This window comes from Kiloniella laminariae (genome assembly GCF_027214005.1).
Lineage (GTDB): Bacteria > Pseudomonadota > Alphaproteobacteria > Kiloniellales > Kiloniellaceae > Kiloniella > Kiloniella laminariae_A.
Genome location: NZ_JAPWGY010000002.1, coordinates 735,792 through 753,784, shown reverse-complemented (window position 1 = coordinate 753,784; position 17,993 = coordinate 735,792). Strand labels below are relative to the sequence as shown.

The following is a 17,993-nucleotide window of genomic DNA, read 5'->3' as shown; positions in this document are numbered from 1 at the left end:
GTCGTTGAACTGTTCAGTCAAACCGATTGATATGAAACGGTTTCGGATCAAAAGTGCCCGGGCGCCCAGCAATCATATTGGCAATGGTCCGTCCGGTGACGGCGCCTCCCGTTATGCCCAGATGTCCATGGCCAAAGGCGTAATGGACATTGTCATGATGTCGCGAAGGGCTGATCACCGGAAGACTGTCTGGTGTAGAGGGGCGGCGTCCCATCCAGCGGGTACCGCCCTCGCCATTCAATGTGGGAAGATATCCTTTTGCCAATTGCAGCAAGGTATCACAACGGGCGTAATTCGGTTCTGCCTCTATGCCTGCAAATTCGACAGCGCCACCAACACGCAAGCCTATATTCATGGGGGTTGCCACAAATTTGTCTTCGGCAAAAACAACCATGTTGTTCAGTTCGGCATCCGGATTTGGCAGAGTGGTATTGTAACCACGTTCAGTATCCAGCGGAAATTTATCACCAAGTTTAGCCGACAAGCGGGCCGACCAGGCGCCTGCTGCGATGATCAGTTGATCAAATTCAATTCTTTGGCCATCCCTGGTTCTGACGCTTACGGGTTTGTTGTCTTTGATCTCGAAGCTTTCGACTTCGCCTTGGAGATGGTTGCCACGGTTTTCCTGAAAGAGTCTGGCGAGACCGTGTACCAGATCTCCGGGATTGGCAAAATGTCCCCAGTCCGGCGTATAGACCCCCGCATAGGCCTGGGGACCCAGGGCCGGTTCTCTCTCGTGTATCTCTTTCTGGTTGAGAGACTGGAGTGTGACCCCGTTACGACGGGTGAGATCCCAGAAATAGTTATCGAGAGCTAGACCCTTGTCACTTTTGTAGACAAAGATTGTTCCCTCTTTTTTTAATAATCCTTCAAGTCCTGCGGAACCGAGAAGAGGTTTGTAATCGTCAAAAGCAGAGCCAAGATAAGAAGACATTGCTTTTGCGCTCGCCTCTGCTTTGGTCTGGTTACATGACTTCAGAAACAGGTAGAGCCAGGGCAGAAACTGGGGGAGGTAGGACAGTCGAAGGCTCAGCGGTCCCAGAGGATCCATCAGCCAGCCCGGAACCGATTTCCAAAGACCGGGAAGGGGATAGGGAGCTACTTCTGCTGCAGCGATGGCTCCTGCATTCCCACAGGAAGTACCATCGCCAAGCGGATCGCGCTCGACGATGGTCACATCACAGCCATCCCGCAAAAGATAATTTGCACTGCAAAGGCCAACAATGCCTGATCCGATAATCAGGACGCGCTTTTTTTTATCTTTTGCTGTTGCCACGAATAGTCTCCGCTAATCCATAGTTCCCGGTTTGTGGGATGAACTAGGCAAGTGTGTAGGATGTTTTTACTGTGGTAAAGAACTCGGCTGCGTAGCTGCCCTGTTCCCGGCTGCCAAAGCTGGAGCCCTTTGTTCCTCCAAAGGGGACATGATAATCCACTCCGGCTGTTGGCAAATTGACCATCGCCATACCGGCTTTTGCATTGCGTTTGAAATCGGTCGCGTACTTGAGTGACGTGGTGCAGATCCCGGACGAGAGACCAAATTCTGTATCGTTTGCAACAGCGAGGGCTTCCTCGTAGTTTTTGACTCTGATCACACTGGCGACTGGCCCGAAGATCTCTTCGCGGTTGATGCGCATGTTGTTGCTGGTTTCGGTAAAGAGTGCCGGTGAAAGATAAAAACCTTTGGTCGCGCGTTCCAGTAATTGTCCGCCAAATGCGAGTTTTGCACCTTCAGCTTGGCCAACACGGATATATTCGAGGTCTTGGGCCAGTTGGCTGTCATCTACGACAGGCCCGATATGTACGCCATCACTCAATGCGTTGTCGACTTTCAACCCTTCAAGGCGCTTGATTACCCCGGCAACAAAACGATCGTGAATACCCTCGGTAATGATGAGCCGGGATGAGGCGGTACAGCGTTGTCCTGTTGAAAAGAAGGCTCCCTGTACGGCGGTTTCAACAGCACTATCAAGATCGGCATCATCCAGAACAACAAGCGGATTTTTTCCACCCATTTCAAGCTGAAACTTGGCCATTCGTCCGGCGCAGGTTGCTGCGACATGCTGGCCAGTTGCGACAGACCCGGTAAAGGTAACGCCTTTGACTTTGCGGTTGGTCAGAATTTCCTCTCCAACGACAGAACCACGTCCCATCACCAGGTTGAACACGCCTTTGGGCAGGCCTGACCGGGCGATGATATCGGCAAGGGCCCAGCCGCAACCGGGTACCAGGTCAGCAGGTTTGAAAACAACGGCGTTGCCGTAACAAAGAGCAGGAGCAATTTTCCAGGCTGGGATGGCAATAGGAAAATTCCAGGGTGTAATAATACCAATAACGCCCAGAGATTCCCGGACAACTTCGACATCGACACCCGGTCGTACGGATGCGAGCTTGTCGCCTTTCAACCGCAGGGCTTCACCCGCAAAAAATTTGAATATCTGTCCAGCTCGGGCCGTTTCGCCGATCCCTTCCGGCAAAGTTTTGCCTTCTTCGCGTGAGAGCAGTTCTCCCAGTTCGGCTTTGCGCGCCAAAAGTTCGTTTCCAATGGCATCGAGAACATCAAAACGCTGTTGAGGTGTCGATTTAGCCCAACCTTCTGCGGCTGAGTGAGCAACATCAATAGCTGCTCTGGTCTGGGCCGTATCGGCCTGGCTATAGATTCCCACAATTTCAGAAATATCGGAGGGATTAATGTTTTCGCGCGCTGCAGCGCCTTCGATATATTGGCCGTCGATGTAGTTCTTTTTCAAAGTCAGTCTCCCGTCGGCGGTCAGCGCCGGGTAATGCAAATGAATCAGCGCCTGTTTTGCTTCGGGCGCGAGCGGTACAGGTTCATCAGGGCTGTTGAATGGAGCGGAAAGGGTGGTCAAACAGACCGCGAAACAGTCGAGTGTTTCGCGGTAGTATCTGGCGGAGTCTTCCTGATTTTACAGCGACCTGAAGAACATTGGTTGTTTGAGGCGACAGTATAATCTTTGATTGGATATTGTATACAAAAATATTCAACAAATGAGATTTTCTGCAAATGAACACCCCAAACCAAGGGATGAGTTCAAGATTCGCTGGAAAACGATAGAAAAGAGGGTTTATTCTGAGGGAACTTGGGAATCTAGAAAAGTAATGAGGTTCTCACAGCCATTTTGGATATGCTGATCCAGAAGACTGGTTGCTTCTTCTATTTGACCTTTTTTGCAATAATTATAGATCTTCCAGTGGTCGTCTCTGGCTTTTGAGCGGGCACCGGCATTGCTGAGCTGGATGCGCAGATAGCGATCTATGTTGTTGTGCAGGTTCTGGACAATCGCCAGGGTTTTGGGGCGATCTGCTGCGACATACAGGATGTGGTGAAAACGTGCGTTAAGCTCTCCCCAGAGGGCGACCTCCCCATTTTCCAGGGCGATATCATAACGCTTGAGAATATTCTCGGCCTCATCAAGGACTTCCTGCGTCATCTGCGGAATAGCGCGTTTAAGCAGATCACTCTCAAGCAGCCTTCTGATGTCAAAAAGTTCACAGATTTCTGTCCGGGAAAGGATAGAGACGACAGCCCCTTTATGAGGATAAAAGGTCACCAGTCCTTCTGCTTCCAGCTGGCGCAGGGCTTCGCGAACGGGAATTCTGCTGACATTGAAGCGCGAGGCAATTGCATCCTGCCGGAGCTGTACGCCTTCTTTTTGTTGCCCGGTAAGGATCTCTTCCCGCAGGGCCTCTGCAACAGCTTCTGTAATGGTCTGGCGTTTGAAGCCACTTGATTTGGTAGATGTTTCGGCCATTCGGTTTTAGACTTCCGTTTTTATGTTTGGCTTTTTATGATGCAATCACTATGTCCTGACTGGTCCGCATCTTAGGGTATTTTGATCCCGCTTGACCAGCGGCTTTGCTGCTTTATGGATAGGCTTCTGCCTGGATCGTCTGTTTTTGTTAATTTGTCTCATAGTCTGTTAGGAAACCAATGACAATAATTTCTCTGATTGTCGCGCACGGCAAAAACCTGGCCATCGGCAAAGATAATGCCATGCCCTGGCATATCCCTGAGGACCTGAGATTTTTTAAAGCCCAGACTTTGGGAAAGCCAGTCATTATGGGGCGAAAAACCTTTCAGTCGATTGGGCGCCCCTTGCCAGGACGACCAAATATTGTCGTTACTCGCGATAATTCCTTTTCAGCCGAAGGCGTTACTGTTTGTTCCAGCCTGGAAGAAGCGCTTAAACGTGGCGAAGAGGAGGCTGAATTTCTCGGTGGTGACGAGATCATGATTATTGGCGGAGCCCAGATCTATAAACAGGCCATCAATCAAGTTGACCGCCTTTATATTACCGAAATAGATCTTTCTCCTGAGGCGGATACCTTTTTTCCGGCAACAGACCCACAGGATTGGGTCGAACACTTTCGCGAAAGTCGCCCTGCCGAAGCGGACGTTCCGGGGCATGCTTTTGTAATATTGGACCGTAAAACGGATGCGGGGCGGTAATGGGTCTCTGGATGAGGCGTTGAACCCGTGGTTGACCCCCCTTACGGGGGCTTTTGCGGGCTATGACGGGAGAAGTGAGCAGGAAGAGACGAGCCAGAAGAAAGAGAGATCTCGGTCGACCCGCTGATTTCCCGCTTCAGCTTCTCTTTCAGTGCGGGGCCAAAATTTTCGAATTCGATGACCTCCATCAAAAAGGCATTTGTTCCACCGATGACATTTTTGATGTAATAGGCATCTAGCCAGGCAGAAGGTGGGCCAAGTCCGTTTGGATTGGGTCGGGACGACAGAACAGGCAGTCCATTGATGGTAATGCCCAGGGCGATGGCATCATCGCGGGCTTCGCGCACATGTCGCCCATCACTGTTTGGCCCATCTCCGGATATATCTATGACCAGCCGATCACCTTGATAAGCATTTCCAAAAAGTGAAATAATTGCGACATCGATGATGCTGCTGATTGAGGTCGAGGGCGCCGAGGTAATCGGTTGACTTTCCAGGGCTTGAGCAAATGCCCAGGCACTTTCGCGACTATCAAGTAAAGACCAGCCAATAACCGGGTGTTGATATCGACTGCCTGCCCATTCGATATAGGTTATGGCAACACGGCCTTGTGGACCTGACGTGATGGCCTCTATCACTGCGGGGTCGCGCAGGGCATCAATATATCCTTGCCGCTGCAGACTTGCCTCGTAATCATCAACACTGTGGGATACATCTACGGCCAATACCAGTTCGAGATCAACAGCGATCACCGGGTTGTCCTGTTTGCCCGGGAATGACGGGGAGGGAGCTGGAGATTGTTCCAGTGCAGCAACGGTCTGGATGCCGACTAAAAGCTTTCCCAGAAAGAGCAATGAAAACAGTGAGGATAAAGAAGGGGTAACCATAGCAGCTTCTGTCTCTCGAGTTTGTCAGATCCAAGGTTATCTCGAAAACAGGCTTTTCCCTAATCATCCTTCATGTAAAGGGGGGCTTTGCTCCAGCGGGCTCTATGACGGAAAGGGCCGACAGAAGATCAGGAAGTCTCGTTGCATCCGTTATCTTCTGTCGGCCCGCTATCTATGAGACTGATGTCTTGATCAGCCCTGCAGTGACTTTATTCCATCGAGATCGAAGGTGATTTCCGGCCCGCACTTTTTAATTCCTGCCATACAGCATCTGCGATCGCTGCATAACGTTTGCTGTGATCGCTCTCCGGTGCAGAAACGACGACTGGTTCACCCTCATCACTTGTTGTTCTGATCTCGAGGTGCAGAGGCATTTCACCAAGGAAGGGGCAGCCAAGTTTCTCGGCTTCCTTGCGGGCTCCCTGGTGACCAAAGATATGGGCCTCATGACCGCAGTTGGGGCAGATGTAGACACTCATGTTCTCAATGATGCCCAACACCGGGACATCGACTTTTCGGAACATGTTGAGCCCCTTGCGAGCATCCAGCAGGGCAATGTCCTGTGGAGTAGAGACGATCACCGCACCATCCAGAGGTACCTGTTGGGCCATCGTCAGCTGTGCGTCACCAGTGCCGGGGGGCATGTCTACAACGAGCAGATCAAGGTCTCCCCAGACAACATCCCGCAACATTTGTGTCAAAGCACTTTGTACCATGGGGCCGCGCCAGATCATCGGGGTGTCTTCCGCGACGAGAAAGCCAACAGACATGCATTTGATGCCGTGGCGTTCCATCGGCAGCAATGTCTTCCCGTCCGGAGAGGAAGGTCGCCCGGTAATGCCCATCATACGGGGTTGGGACGGACCATAAATATCAGCATCCATCAGGCCGATCTTGAGGCCTTTTTTCGCCAGGGATAATGCAAGGTTTATTGCGGTTGTCGATTTGCCAACCCCTCCTTTGCCACTGGCGATGGCAATGATGTGCTTGATACCATCAATCTGGAGTTTTGCACCCGGTGCTGCTTTGGGTTTTGCGGGGGCTTCTGCGGGTTTGTTTTGGGCAGCCTGGTTGTGGGCCGTCAAAATTGCGCTGACTGAAAGTACACCAGACAGGGCGTGAACCGCTTTTTCAGCTGCTTTACGGAGGATTTCCATGTCAGCGGCACGGGCAGGATCGATTTCAATGGAAAAACCGACATTGCCTTCCTTGATTACCAGACCCGAAATCATGCCGAGTGTAACGATGTCTTTTTTGCTTTCTGGCTCGATAATTGTGCCTAAAACCGAGAGAATTTCTTGCTCCGTAACGCGACTCATCCTTGAATTCCCCATAACTTGGACAATATGTGCAGGTACTGTTAGTTTTGTTCCTGACTGGTTATAAAGTGTTATGCCCACTTTATATGGTAGGGTCCATGACAAAGATAAGGTGAAATTGACGCACAGCAGAGCGGGTTTATAGGTTTTTCTGCGAATGAGCGCTTGAAAAGCAGGTGCTTTTAGTGACAGATTCAGGCAAATTTCGGTTGTACTCTTAAATTGTTTAACACAGGGAAAATAGATGCCTTGGGAAAATAAAGGTTCTGGCGGCGGTGGCCCATGGGGCAGCGGTAGTGGCGGCGGTGGTGGACATCGTCCACCGGATATTGAAGACATGATACGCAAAAGCCAGGATCGGATGAAAGAAATGATCCCGGGTGGTGGCAACTTCAGTGGTAAAGGATTTATCTTTATTCTGGCCGTTGTCTTGCTTTTCTGGCTTGGCTCCGGTTTTTATCGGGTTCAGCCAAACGAACAGGGGATTGTCCTGCGTTTTGGTCAGTGGACCAACACAACGGAAGCTGGCCTGAATTGGCATCTACCCTATCCGATTGAAACGGTCATGACTCCTGAGGTTACGACCATTCATCAGATCAACATCGGTTTCTCCTCTTCCAACACTGGTGGTCGTTTGACCAAGCGGGATGTCCCTGAAGAAAGCCTGATGCTGACCGGGGATCAGAATATCATTGATATTGACCTGACACTGCAGTGGAAAATTGCTGAGCCAGGCAAGTTTCTTTTCAATATCAGGGATCAGGAAGCGACTGTAAAAATTGCTGCAGAATCTGCGTTGCGTGAGATTATTGGCCAGACGGACATCCAGCCGGCCCTGACCGAAGCACGTGATTCGATCCAGACCAAGACCCAGGTACTTCTGCAGTCGATTCTTGACCAGTATGAAGCGGGTATTCTTATTACCGAAGTCCAGTTGCAGAACGTTCAGCCGCCCGAGGCCGTCATTGATGCGTTTGATGATGTTCAGCGTTCTTTGCAGGACCGTGACCGGGCCCGTAACGAAGCGGACCGTTATCGAAATGATATCTTGCCGCGTGCGCGTGGTGAAGCTCAGAAGCAAATTCAGGAAGCAGAAGCTTATAAAGAGCGTCTACTGAATGAAGCGACGGGTGAAGCAGATCGTTTCCTGTCTGTTTATAAGGAATATAAGCAGAATCCTGAAGTGACCAAACGGCGGATGTACCTGGAGACCATGCAGAAGGTGTTCCAGAATACAGACAAAGTTATCCTGGGTACGGGGGAAAACAATGTTCTTCCCTACCTGCCGCTCAATGAACTTCGTAAGAACAGCCAGTAAGCGCGGGAGAACAGGAATATGAATAACAAGATTACTCTCGGTATTGGCGCTGCGCTATTATTAGGCGCTTTTGTCTCAAGCATGAGCCTCTTTACCATCTATCCTCATGAGCAGGCCATGGTTCTCGAGTTTGGTAACCCGCAGAAAACCATCCAGGATCCAGGGCTCTATTTCAAAACGCCCTGGCAAGATGTGCAGAAATACGAAAAACGTGTTTTGAATCTCGATCCTCCGGTGGAGCGAATGATCCTCTCGGATCAGAAGCCGTTGCTGGTTGATACTTTTGCCCGTTACCGTATTGCGGATCCTTTGGCGTTTTTCACGACAGTGCGATCTGAAGAAGGTGCCCGTGCACGTCTGGGGACAATCATCAATGCTGGTTTGCGTGGCGAACTGGGGAAAGCGACCCTGAGCACGGTTCTTTCTGAAGAGCGAAATGTTTTCATGCAGAACGTACTGCGACATGTGAACACCCAGGCAAAACGCTTTGGCATTGATGTTCTGGATATTCGGATCCGTCGTGCGGATCTGCCAAACCAGACCAGCCAGGCGGTTTTCAACCGAATGAAAACCGAGCGTGAAAGAGAAGCTGCTGAATTCCGTGCCCAAGGTTTTGAACAGGCACAGCGGATCAAATCAACAGCGGATCGTGAAGCCACAGTTATTACTGCCGAAGCCAAGAAAGAATCAGAGATTCTTCGTGGTCAAGGGGATGCGGCGCTGACCAAAATTCTCAATGATGCTTATGGTCAGGATCCTGATTTCTTCAAATTTTATCGTTCCATGCAGGCTTATGAAGCTTCCCTGAACAAGGGAACTTATATGGTTCTGTCACCGGATAGCGATTTCTTTGAATTTTTTGACGGTGTTACCCCGGACTAAATTCTTTACGGATTGTTTCTGGAATACTCTCAAGTGCTGAAAGCGGCGATGTCTTTACTGGCATCGCCGCTTTCTTTTATGCTATCCCGGATGAAAATATGAATAATCCGGTTCCGGGTTATCTGATGTACAGGGTATATATGATTGATTTTTTGATTGCTCTAGCGCTTGTTTTTGTGATCGAGGGGATTTTTCTTGCACTTTTCCCTCATCGGGTAAGGCAGATACTGTCGTTACTGGACGAGATGCCTCCTGAAAACCTTCGCAAGGGAGGATTGGTCTGCGCTGCTATTGGTGTCATGCTGGTTTGGCTTCTTAAAACCATCTGATTCTTCCTGTGGATTGTCACCGGGAGGTCACAATTACGCCCCTTTCATCGCGCAGCCTTCAGACTGTGCGGCTTACTTGATCTTTTTAAGATCGTGCCCAGATTTACTGTTGATCGCTTTCAGGCGAGAAGAACATCGGAGAGAACACAAATGAATACAAGAGAGGGACGAGGGAATCGTCAGGCGCAGGGGCATTCCCGTGCTGTACTGGCCGAAGAATCTTCGTATCAAACTTTGGCCCAGTGGCTGGTCGGATCGGCCGTGGCGCTTGGGGTTGTGTGTCTATCATTCGCTGTACAGGCTCGTTCTGCGCCGGAAAGTTTCGCTGATCTTGCAGAAGAGCTGTTGCCTTCGGTTGTCAATGTCGTGACGACCCAGAATGTCGTGCCGGATGAGCGCGCTGATGGGGGAGGTCAAATTCCCCAGGGCGAGAATTTTGAAGAATTTTTCCGGGATTTTCTTGAGCGTCGTGGTGGTGGCCAGCCACAACAGCCCCGACCCGGTGGTGCCCAGGGCTCCGGCTTCATTATAGACGCGAGCGGATATATTGTTACGAACCATCATGTGATTGAAGGTGCCGATGCGGTTACCGTGCGTATGCATGACGGGGCTGTACTGGATGCCAAGATTGTCGGAAGTGACGAAAAAACCGATCTGGCACTTTTGAAAGTTGATACAGAGCTGGAACTGCCCGCAACCAAATGGGGTGATTCTGATAAATCGCGAATTGGTGACTGGGTTGTTGCAATCGGAAACCCCTTTGGTTTGGGGGGCTCTGTCTCAGCGGGTATTATTTCTGCCCGCGCTCGGGATATCAATTCCGGCCCCTATGATGATTTCATCCAGACAGATGCCGCGATCAATCGCGGGAACTCAGGTGGCCCCCTCTTTAATATGGATGGTAAGGTTATCGGAGTGAACACCGCGATCTACTCACCTTCCGGGGGGTCAATCGGTATCGGCTTTGCGATCCCTTCTGCCATGGCAGAACATGTGATCCAGCAATTGCGTGAAAACGGTGAAGTTAAACGGGGTTGGTTGGGCGTTCACATCCAGACTGTAACGGAAGAGCTGGCGGAAGGGCTGCGTCTTGATGAAGCCTCGGGAGCCCTGGTTGCTTCTGTTGCCAAAGATGGTCCAGCTGAAAAAGCCGGTATCCTTCAGGGGGATGTTATTCTCGAATTCAATGGTCGAAAAGTCCCCGAAATGCGCAAACTGCCACGTATGGTCGCTGAGACGCCAATTGGCCGTGAAGTCGATGTTGTCGTCTGGCGTAAAGGAGAGCGGAAAACCCTGCAGGTGGACCTCGGTAAACTGAGTGACGATGTGGTTGCTGCTGTTGCTCCGGCTGATCAGGTTGAAGAAACACCCAAGTCAGACAAGGTCGAAGACCTGGGGCTGTTTCTGGGAGCTCTGAACGATGATGTTCGTGAACGTTTCCAGATAGGCGATATTACCAAGGGTGTTGTTATCACTGATGTTGTAAAGAACAGCAGTGCAGACGAGAAAAACCTGCGCCCCGGAGATGTCATTGTCGAGGTCGATCAGGAAGAGGTAAGCAAACCGGATCAGGTTGCTTCACTTGTTACGCGGGCTAAAGAAGCGGGGTTCCGGGTGGTGACGCTTCTGGTTTTCCGTCAGGGTGAATATCAGTGGGTCGCTGTCAAACTTGACTCGTAAGGCTTGGCCAACTCGATCTGCGGGGCTGATACAGATAAGGGGTGTCGATGTCGACACCCCTTATCTTTTGGTTTCTGAAGGAATGTCTCCGCTTCAGCAAAACTCGTCACGTCGATAGCCTTGATAGAAAAGCGCGGCCTGATGATCTGTATGGTTGATCAGAAATGCGGCTGTTTCCTGGACGATTGGCTTGCCGTGATAGCCGATCCCCATGCCAACAGCTGAGAGCATGGCAAGATCATTTGCTCCGTCACCGATGGCACAGACATTTGACAAATCGATCTTAAGTTTTTGTGTAAGATCCAGCGTGGCTTCAAGTTTGGCTTCCCGTCCAAGGATGGGTTCACTAACCAGCCCCGAAAGACGACCTTCCTCGATCAACAGGGTATTGGCTCGGTCTTCGTCGAAGAGGCAAAGCTCTCTGATTTGTGAGGTAAAATAAGTGAACCCGCCAGAAACAAGTGCAGTGTAAGCGCCGTGTTTTTTCATGGTTCTGACAAGGATGTCTGCTCCGGGATTAAGAGTCATCAAACCTGACAATTTGGCAAGTTCTGTTTCATCAACTCCTTTGAGCAACGCGACCCTTTGGCGCAAAGAGTCTTCAAAGTTCAATTCTCCGCGCATGGATTTGTGTGTAATGACCGCAATTTCTTCCCCAATCCCCTGTCTGAGTGCGAGTTCATCAATCATTTCCTGTGGGATGATGGTGGATTCCATATCTGCGACCAGCAGGTTCTTGCGCCGCCCCGCCGGAGGTTGCAGAGCAAAATCTATCCCTGTGCCGAGGAGCTCGGTTGACAGCAATTCCTTGGTTGTCTGTATTTCCTGGGCATTAAAAAAAATATCGCAGGCCTCCCCTTCAGACAGCCAGTCTTCAGCTTCAAGAACAGCGCCATGGGTCATAAGGCAACGCGAAAGGGACTGAATAAGAGAGTGATCCACGAGTGACCCTGCTGCTGGGCCGACGAGAGTGGCGACAAGACGCATGGAATTGTGTCCTCTGATGCTGATTTGTTTTGTGGCTCTTTAGCCTGCGCTATAGTAGGAAGCTAGGAATGAATGTTAAAGCAGAGAAAACATCCGTGAGCAATGACAAGCCTCCAGTGATCGTTATTACCGGGCCGACAGCAAGTGGGAAATCCGCTTTGGCTGTCGAGGCGGCGTTGAAACTTGGCGGCGAGATTATCAATGCGGATTCCATGCAGATCTATCAAGAGCTGGATGTTCTAACCGCGCGTCCGGACCGGCAAGCCCTGGCACGGGTTCCTCATCGACTTTACGGTGTACTTTCCGGGGCTGTGCGCTGCTCGGCCGAACAGTGGCGGCGGCTTGCTATCCAGGAAATAGAAGAACTTCACAAGGCAGGAAAAGTACCTGTTCTTGTGGGGGGGACCGGACTCTATATTCGGGCTCTGGAGAAGGGAATTGCACGTATCCCTGCTATTCCAGAAACGGTTCGGCTTCAGGGACGGGAAAAACTTGCACAGATGGGCGGGGAAAAATTCCGGTCCCTGTTAGCAGAACTTGACCCGGAAATGGCCTTGCGGTTGCCCCCGGGAGATAGTCAACGGCTGGTGAGGGCCTGGGAAGTGGCCTCTTATACGGGGAGGTCTATTCTGGCGTGGCAACAGGATGCACAGGAGTCTGTGCCTGAATATGATTTTATTCGCTTTGCCATGATCCCTCCACGAGATGAGCTCTATGATAATTGTAACAAACGTCTTGAAATGATGCTGGAGCAGGGGGCACTTGAAGAAGTCGAGGCGCTGATCAAGCTGGATCTCGATCCGAGTTTGCCGCTCATGAAAGCGTTGGGGGTGCCGGAACTGGTTCGTTATCTTGACGGAACCCTGTCCAGAAGTGAGGCGATCTCGCAGGCGCAACAAAGTACGCGACGTTATGCAAAACGCCAAATGACGTGGATAAGAACACAATATAGTGACGCTAAAATCATAAATGAGAAATATTCGGAAAGTTTAAGGGGTGAATTTTTTAATTTTATTCGCCAAAGCGGCTTGACCCTTATAAATTAAGAGGCTAGCTTTCGCGCTCGCAAACTCGCTCGGTGGTCCTGTTTCTGAACAGCCTGTCCACCTCTCTTGAGGATTAACTTCGGGAGGCGAGGGTGCAGATTATTAAAATGCCAGTGTTTGAGAGGAATAACCAATGGCGACCGAACAGTTGACCGGCGCGGAAATCGTGATCAGAGCCTTGAAAGATCAGGGTGTGGACACCGTGTTTGGCTATCCTGGCGGTGCAGTGCTCCCGATCTATGATGCCCTCTTTCTCCAGAACGAAGTAAAGCATATCCTCGTTCGCCAGGAAGGTGGTGCGGTGCACGCAGCGGAGGGATATGCGAGATCTACTGGTAAGGTCGGTGTCGTGCTCGTGACATCAGGTCCCGGTGCAACCAACGCTGTAACCGGTCTGACCGATGCACTGATGGATTCTATTCCCCTGATTTGTCTAACCGGGCAGGTTCCGACACATCTGATCGGGAATGATGCCTTTCAGGAAGCAGATACGACCGGGATTACCCGCCCTTGTACCAAACACAATTATCTGGTTCGGGACGTTGAAGATCTGCCCCGTATCATGCATGAGGCTTTCTACGTTGCCCAGAATGGACGCCCTGGTCCGGTTGTTATCGATCTGCCCAAAGACGTCCTCCAGCTCAAGAGCGAAAATTATCTTGCGCCAGAGCAGGTTAAACACCGCAGCTACCGTCCTCAGGTTGATGGCGAAGAAGAGCAGATTGAAAAGGCTGTCGAGGCGCTTGCAAAGTCTAAGCGACCGATCTTCTATGTTGGCGGGGGTGTCATCAACTCAGGCGATCGGGCAACCGAACTTTTGACTGAATTCATTCATTTGACTGGAGCCCCCTGTACAACAACCCTTATGGGGTTGGGAGCCTTTCCGGGGAGCGACAAACAGTTCCTTGGGATGCTTGGTATGCACGGGACATACGAAGCAAATCTGGCCATGTACAACTGTGATGTCATGATGAATATCGGGGCACGTTTTGATGATCGTGTGACGGGTCGTTTAGATGAGTTCTCGCCAGATTCGATTAAAGTCCATGTCGATATTGATGCCAGTTCGATCAATAAAAACGTTATGGTCGACATTCCAGTGATCGGGGATGCCGAGCGGGTTCTTGAAGCTATGCTCAGTCTCTGGAAAGAGCGTAAATACAATCTGGATAAAAAAAGCGCGAAAGCCTGGTGGGGACGTATTAATGAATGGCAGGCCAAAGATTGCCTGAGCTACGTTCAGGATGGCCCTGTAATCAAGCCACAGCATGCGATCAAACGCCTTTATGAACTGACCAAAGACCGGAAGCCCTATATTACGACTGAGGTTGGGCAGCATCAGATGTGGGCGGCCCAGTACTTCAAGTTTGAAGAACCCAAAAAATGGATGACCTCTGGTGGTCTGGGAACAATGGGTTACGGTTTGCCGGCAGCCGTTGGGGCACAGCAGGCACATCCGGGAGAGCTGGTTATCGATGTCTCGGGTGAAGCATCTTTCATGATGAACATGCAGGAGCTTTCGACCATTGCTCAATATAATCTGCCGGTGAAAGTTTTTATTGTAAACAATCAGTGGATGGGCATGGTGCGTCAGTGGCAGCAGTTGTTGCATGGCAGCCGTTATTCAGAGAGTTATTCGGATGCATTGCCTGATTTTGTGAAACTGGCTGAGTCCTTCGGACTGGTCGGGATGCGCTGTGAAAAAGCAGAGGATCTTGATCGAATGATACAGGAAATGATTGACTGTCCTCGTCCTGTTCTGTTCGACTGCCTTGTCTCACAGGAAGAAAACTGTTTCCCGATGATTCCTTCAGGTGCAGCACATTATGAGATGTTGCTGGGGCCGGATGATTCTGCAGCCAGACCTATTTCTGATGAAGGAATGGTGCTGGTCTGATTGGAACATCCTTCCAGGAAAATCTTGGTTTGCTGCTCTGGTTGAGCGCGAACTGTTCGTTTTGGTTTAAATAGATTCAGGATTGCCTCCAATGGCGCCAATGGAATATCTGATTGAAAGCCGTACCATCGCGGTACTTGTTGATAACGAACCGGGCGTTCTTGCCCGGGTTATCGGCCTCTTTTCGGGACGCGGCTATAATATCGAGAGCTTGACGGTGACCGAAGTTGATGCTGCGCATGGCCTCTCTCGTATTACGGTTGTTACATCCGGTACAGCGCAGATCCTTGAGCAAATCAAGGCCCAACTCGGCCGACTTGTTCCGGTTCACCGTGTCAGTGATCTGACCAAGGAAGGTACTTGTGTCGAGCGGGAACTGGCTCTGATCAAGGTGGCCGGAGCCGGAGACAAACGTGTGGAAGCTCTGCGTATAGCAGATATTTTCCGGGCCCGTGTTGTTGATTCCAGTCACAGTCATTTCGTTTTTGAATTGACTGGCAAGAGTGACAAACTGGATGTTTTTGTAGACTTAATGCAGCCTCTGGGATTGATTGATGTCAGTCGAACCGGGGTTGTTGCGATTTCCCGCGGAGCAAAAGCGCTCTGAGCGAGATGGATACCCACTTTTTCTGTTTGAAATAGCTGCTGAAGCTACTGTTAGGAAGGAATGAGCTATGCGTGTCTATTATGACCGTGATGCGGATGTGAATCTTGTTAAAGGCAAGAAGGTTGTAATTGTCGGTTATGGTAGCCAGGGACATGCCCATGCCAATAACCTCAAGGATAGCGGTGTTAAAGACGTGCGCGTTGCGTTGCGTTCCGGGTCCTCTTCTGCAAAGAAAGCAGAAGCCGCTGGGTTCCAGGTGATGTCTGCAGCCGATGCTGCTGCCTGGGCTGATGTTGTCATGATCCTGACCCCTGATGAAAACCAGGCGGCTCTTTATCGTGACGATCTGGCCGCGAACCTGAAAGAAGGCGCCGCAATCGTTTTTGCTCATGGTCTGAATATTCATTTCAGCCTGATTGAGCCTCGCCCTGACCTCGACGTGTTCATGGTTGCGCCTAAAGGCCCTGGACATACAGTTCGTGGTGAGTATCTCAAAGGTGGCGGTGTTCCCTGTCTGATTGCTGTACATCAGGATGCTTCCGGTAACGCCAAGGAGATCGCTCTTTCTTACGCTTCTGCTATCGGTGGTGGCCGTTCAGGTGTGATCGAAACGTCTTTCCGGGAAGAGTGTGAGACTGACCTCTTCGGTGAACAGGTTGTTCTCTGTGGCGGCCTATGCGACCTGATCAAAGCTGGTTTCGAAACTTTGACCGAAGCTGGTTATGCACCGGAAATGGCATATTTTGAATGCCTGCACGAAGTTAAGCTGATTGTTGATCTGATGTATGAAGGCGGAATGGCCAACATGCGGTATTCAATCTCCAACACTGCTGAATTTGGTGACTATGTGACCGGTCCGCGGATTATCACTGATGAAACCAAAGCGGAAATGAAACGTGTTCTTGCTGACATTCAGTCCGGTCGTTTCGTACAGAAGTTTGTGCTTGATTGTCAGGCAGGTCAGCCTGAGCTGAAAGCGACCCGTCGCCTGAACGCAGAGCATCCGATTGAAGAAGTGGGTTCACGCCTGCGTGCCATGATGCCATGGATTGCATCCAATAAACTGGTCGACAAAGAAAAGAACTGATAGTTCTTTTTCTTCAAGAGACAGAAAAAGGCGGGCCGGGAGGTCCGCCTTTTTCGCTTGTCGTGTTTTTGCGAGTTTCTGTTTGAATCTCCTGATTTATTTCCCCTGCGGCCTTATTTTGGCCGATATAGCATTGAAATATTCAAAGAGTTGTCGCCCAATTACATTCTGGCTTTCACTCTATGGGAAAAGTGTTATTGTGTCCGACCATCGGGACCTTGTGTCTCGTGGGGGGATTCTATGACTTTCTCCAGTTATATCGGGGCGCGGCCTTGCAAGATTTTTTGTGAGGGGGTATCCCTTGCATTAATGTATGTTTCTGACGTTTGATATTTAGGGATAGCTAATTCATGGTCTCTTTGTTTGGCATGTTTTCTACCGATATGGCCATTGATCTCGGTACAGCCAATACTTTGGTGTACGTAAAAGGACGCGGGATTGTTCTGAATGAACCCTCCGTTGTCGCAATCGGCGAAAAAAAGGGTAAGAAACATGTTCTTGCCGTTGGTGATGAGGCTAAGCTTATGCTTGGACGTACACCGGGCAATATCCAGGCTATCAGGCCTCTGAGAGACGGGGTTATCGCTGACTTTGATGTCGCGGAAGAAATGATCAAACACTTCATCCACAAAGTCCATGGACGCCGTTCCTTTGCCCGCCCGCGTATTGTTGTCTGCGTGCCGTTCGGCTCGACAGCAGTTGAGCGTCGTGCAATTCAGGAATCAGCCGAAAGTGCTGGTGCTCGGGAAGTCCATCTGGTCGAAGAGCCAATGGCTGCCGCGATCGGTGCCGGTCTGCCTGTGACAGAGCCAACAGGCTCGATGGTTGTGGATATTGGTGGTGGGACTACAGAAGTCGCGGTTCTTTCTCTGGGGGGGATTGTCTATTCCCGATCCGTGCGTGTTGGTGGTGATAAAATGGATGAGGCAATTATCGCCTATATCCGTCGCAATCATAACCTGCTGGTAGGTGAGGCTTCTGCCGAGCGTATCAAGAAGGAAATCGGTTCCGCCTGCCCACCAGAAGACGGTGAAGGCATGACAATGGAAATCAAGGGTCGTGATTTGATGAACGGTGTTCCGAAGGAACTGATCATCTCTGAGCGACAGATTGCCGAAGCATTGGCCGAGCCAGTTGGTGGTATCGTCGAAGCGGTCAAGGTTGCACTCGAGCACACAGCCCCGGAACTTGCTGCTGATATCGTCGACAAGGGAATTGTCCTGACAGGTGGTGGCGGGTTGTTGCGTAATCTTGATTATGTCCTGCGTGCCTCAACGGGGCTGCCGGTTTCTATCGCGGATGACCCCCTCAGCTGTGTTGCCATGGGGACAGGACGTTGCCTTGAGGATTGGAAAACTCTTCAGCACGTTCTTATCCAGATGTACTAGATCCCAAAAAAATACATAAAATGCACTGATCGTTGAAAGGTTTTATTTAACCTTTTGGGGCATAGTATGTAGAATGGATTCAAAGGTTTGCGTGG

At 50.5% G+C, this 17,993-nt stretch carries 16 protein-coding genes; 10 read left to right on the top strand and 6 right to left on the bottom strand.

Annotated elements, in window-relative coordinates:
- Window positions 1-13 precede the first annotated feature (13 nt).
- From O4H49_RS08225 to O4H49_RS08215, 3 genes are all read right to left on the bottom strand, one after another.
- The gene (locus tag O4H49_RS08225; RefSeq protein ID WP_269422945.1) at window positions 14-1,276 is read right to left on the bottom strand and encodes an NAD(P)/FAD-dependent oxidoreductase; all 1,263 of its coding nucleotides are present in this window, start codon (window positions 1,274-1,276) and stop codon (window positions 14-16) included.
- A 43-nt stretch (window positions 1,277-1,319) separates the two neighbouring features.
- Window positions 1,320-2,750: an aldehyde dehydrogenase family protein gene (locus O4H49_RS08220; RefSeq protein WP_269422944.1), complete on the bottom strand. Its 1,431-nt coding sequence runs from the start codon at window positions 2,748-2,750 to the stop codon at window positions 1,320-1,322.
- A 336-nt stretch (window positions 2,751-3,086) separates the two neighbouring features.
- Window positions 3,087-3,773 (bottom strand): GntR family transcriptional regulator, encoded by a 687-nt coding sequence (locus O4H49_RS08215; RefSeq protein WP_269422943.1) that lies wholly within the window; start codon window positions 3,771-3,773, stop codon window positions 3,087-3,089.
- 179 nt (window positions 3,774-3,952) lie between these two features.
- Here O4H49_RS08215 and O4H49_RS08210 point away from each other — a divergent pair, with 179 nt between their 5' ends.
- Window positions 3,953-4,471 carry a dihydrofolate reductase gene (locus O4H49_RS08210; protein ID WP_269422942.1) on the top strand — a complete coding sequence of 173 codons (519 nt, stop codon included), beginning with the start codon at window positions 3,953-3,955 and terminating at the stop codon, window positions 4,469-4,471.
- 41 nt (window positions 4,472-4,512) lie between these two features.
- Here the strand turns inward: O4H49_RS08210 and O4H49_RS08205 are convergent, their stop codons facing one another.
- Complete coding sequence (locus O4H49_RS08205; RefSeq protein ID WP_269422941.1) at window positions 4,513-5,358, bottom strand: DUF1194 domain-containing protein; 846 nt, start codon at window positions 5,356-5,358, stop codon at window positions 4,513-4,515.
- A 209-nt stretch (window positions 5,359-5,567) separates the two neighbouring features.
- On the bottom strand, window positions 5,568-6,677 hold the full coding sequence (apbC, locus tag O4H49_RS08200; protein WP_269422940.1) for an iron-sulfur cluster carrier protein ApbC: 1,110 nt from the start codon (window positions 6,675-6,677) through the stop codon (window positions 5,568-5,570).
- 244 nt (window positions 6,678-6,921) lie between these two features.
- Here apbC and hflK point away from each other — a divergent pair, with 244 nt between their 5' ends.
- The 4 genes from hflK to O4H49_RS08180 all read left to right on the top strand — a co-directional run bounded on the left by hflK (window position 6,922) and on the right by O4H49_RS08180 (window position 10,886).
- Window positions 6,922-7,995, top strand: a complete 1,074-nt coding sequence (gene hflK / locus O4H49_RS08195) for an FtsH protease activity modulator HflK (RefSeq protein ID WP_269422939.1) — start codon at window positions 6,922-6,924, stop codon at window positions 7,993-7,995.
- Between the two features lie 18 nt (window positions 7,996-8,013).
- Window positions 8,014-8,877 carry a protease modulator HflC gene (gene hflC / locus O4H49_RS08190; protein WP_269422938.1) on the top strand — a complete coding sequence of 288 codons (864 nt, stop codon included), beginning with the start codon at window positions 8,014-8,016 and terminating at the stop codon, window positions 8,875-8,877.
- Window positions 8,878-8,975: 98 nt separating this feature from the next.
- Complete coding sequence (locus O4H49_RS08185; protein WP_269422937.1) at window positions 8,976-9,206, top strand: DUF2065 domain-containing protein; 231 nt, start codon at window positions 8,976-8,978, stop codon at window positions 9,204-9,206.
- Window positions 9,207-9,356: 150 nt separating this feature from the next.
- Complete coding sequence (locus O4H49_RS08180) at window positions 9,357-10,886, top strand: DegQ family serine endoprotease (RefSeq protein ID WP_269422936.1); 1,530 nt, start codon at window positions 9,357-9,359, stop codon at window positions 10,884-10,886.
- A 93-nt stretch (window positions 10,887-10,979) separates the two neighbouring features.
- Here the strand turns inward: O4H49_RS08180 and serB are convergent, their stop codons facing one another.
- Window positions 10,980-11,873, bottom strand: coding sequence for a phosphoserine phosphatase SerB (gene serB, locus O4H49_RS08175; protein ID WP_269422935.1), 894 nt, complete (start codon window positions 11,871-11,873; stop codon window positions 10,980-10,982).
- A 68-nt stretch (window positions 11,874-11,941) separates the two neighbouring features.
- Here serB and miaA point away from each other — a divergent pair, with 68 nt between their 5' ends.
- The 5 genes from miaA to O4H49_RS08150 all read left to right on the top strand — a co-directional run bounded on the left by miaA (window position 11,942) and on the right by O4H49_RS08150 (window position 17,898).
- Window positions 11,942-12,919 (top strand): tRNA (adenosine(37)-N6)-dimethylallyltransferase MiaA, encoded by a 978-nt coding sequence (gene miaA / locus O4H49_RS08170; RefSeq protein WP_269422934.1) that lies wholly within the window; start codon window positions 11,942-11,944, stop codon window positions 12,917-12,919.
- A 133-nt stretch (window positions 12,920-13,052) separates the two neighbouring features.
- The gene (locus O4H49_RS08165) at window positions 13,053-14,816 is read left to right on the top strand and encodes an acetolactate synthase 3 large subunit (protein WP_269422933.1); all 1,764 of its coding nucleotides are present in this window, start codon (window positions 13,053-13,055) and stop codon (window positions 14,814-14,816) included.
- Window positions 14,817-14,907: 91 nt separating this feature from the next.
- Window positions 14,908-15,423 carry an acetolactate synthase small subunit gene (ilvN, locus tag O4H49_RS08160; protein WP_419715214.1) on the top strand — a complete coding sequence of 172 codons (516 nt, stop codon included), beginning with the start codon at window positions 14,908-14,910 and terminating at the stop codon, window positions 15,421-15,423.
- Between the two features lie 67 nt (window positions 15,424-15,490).
- Entirely contained in the window at window positions 15,491-16,510 is a 1,020-nt protein-coding gene (gene ilvC, locus O4H49_RS08155; RefSeq protein ID WP_269422932.1) for a ketol-acid reductoisomerase, read from the top strand.
- 350 nt (window positions 16,511-16,860) lie between these two features.
- The gene (locus O4H49_RS08150) at window positions 16,861-17,898 is read left to right on the top strand and encodes a rod shape-determining protein (RefSeq protein ID WP_020594331.1); all 1,038 of its coding nucleotides are present in this window, start codon (window positions 16,861-16,863) and stop codon (window positions 17,896-17,898) included.
- Window positions 17,899-17,993 lie beyond the last annotated feature (95 nt).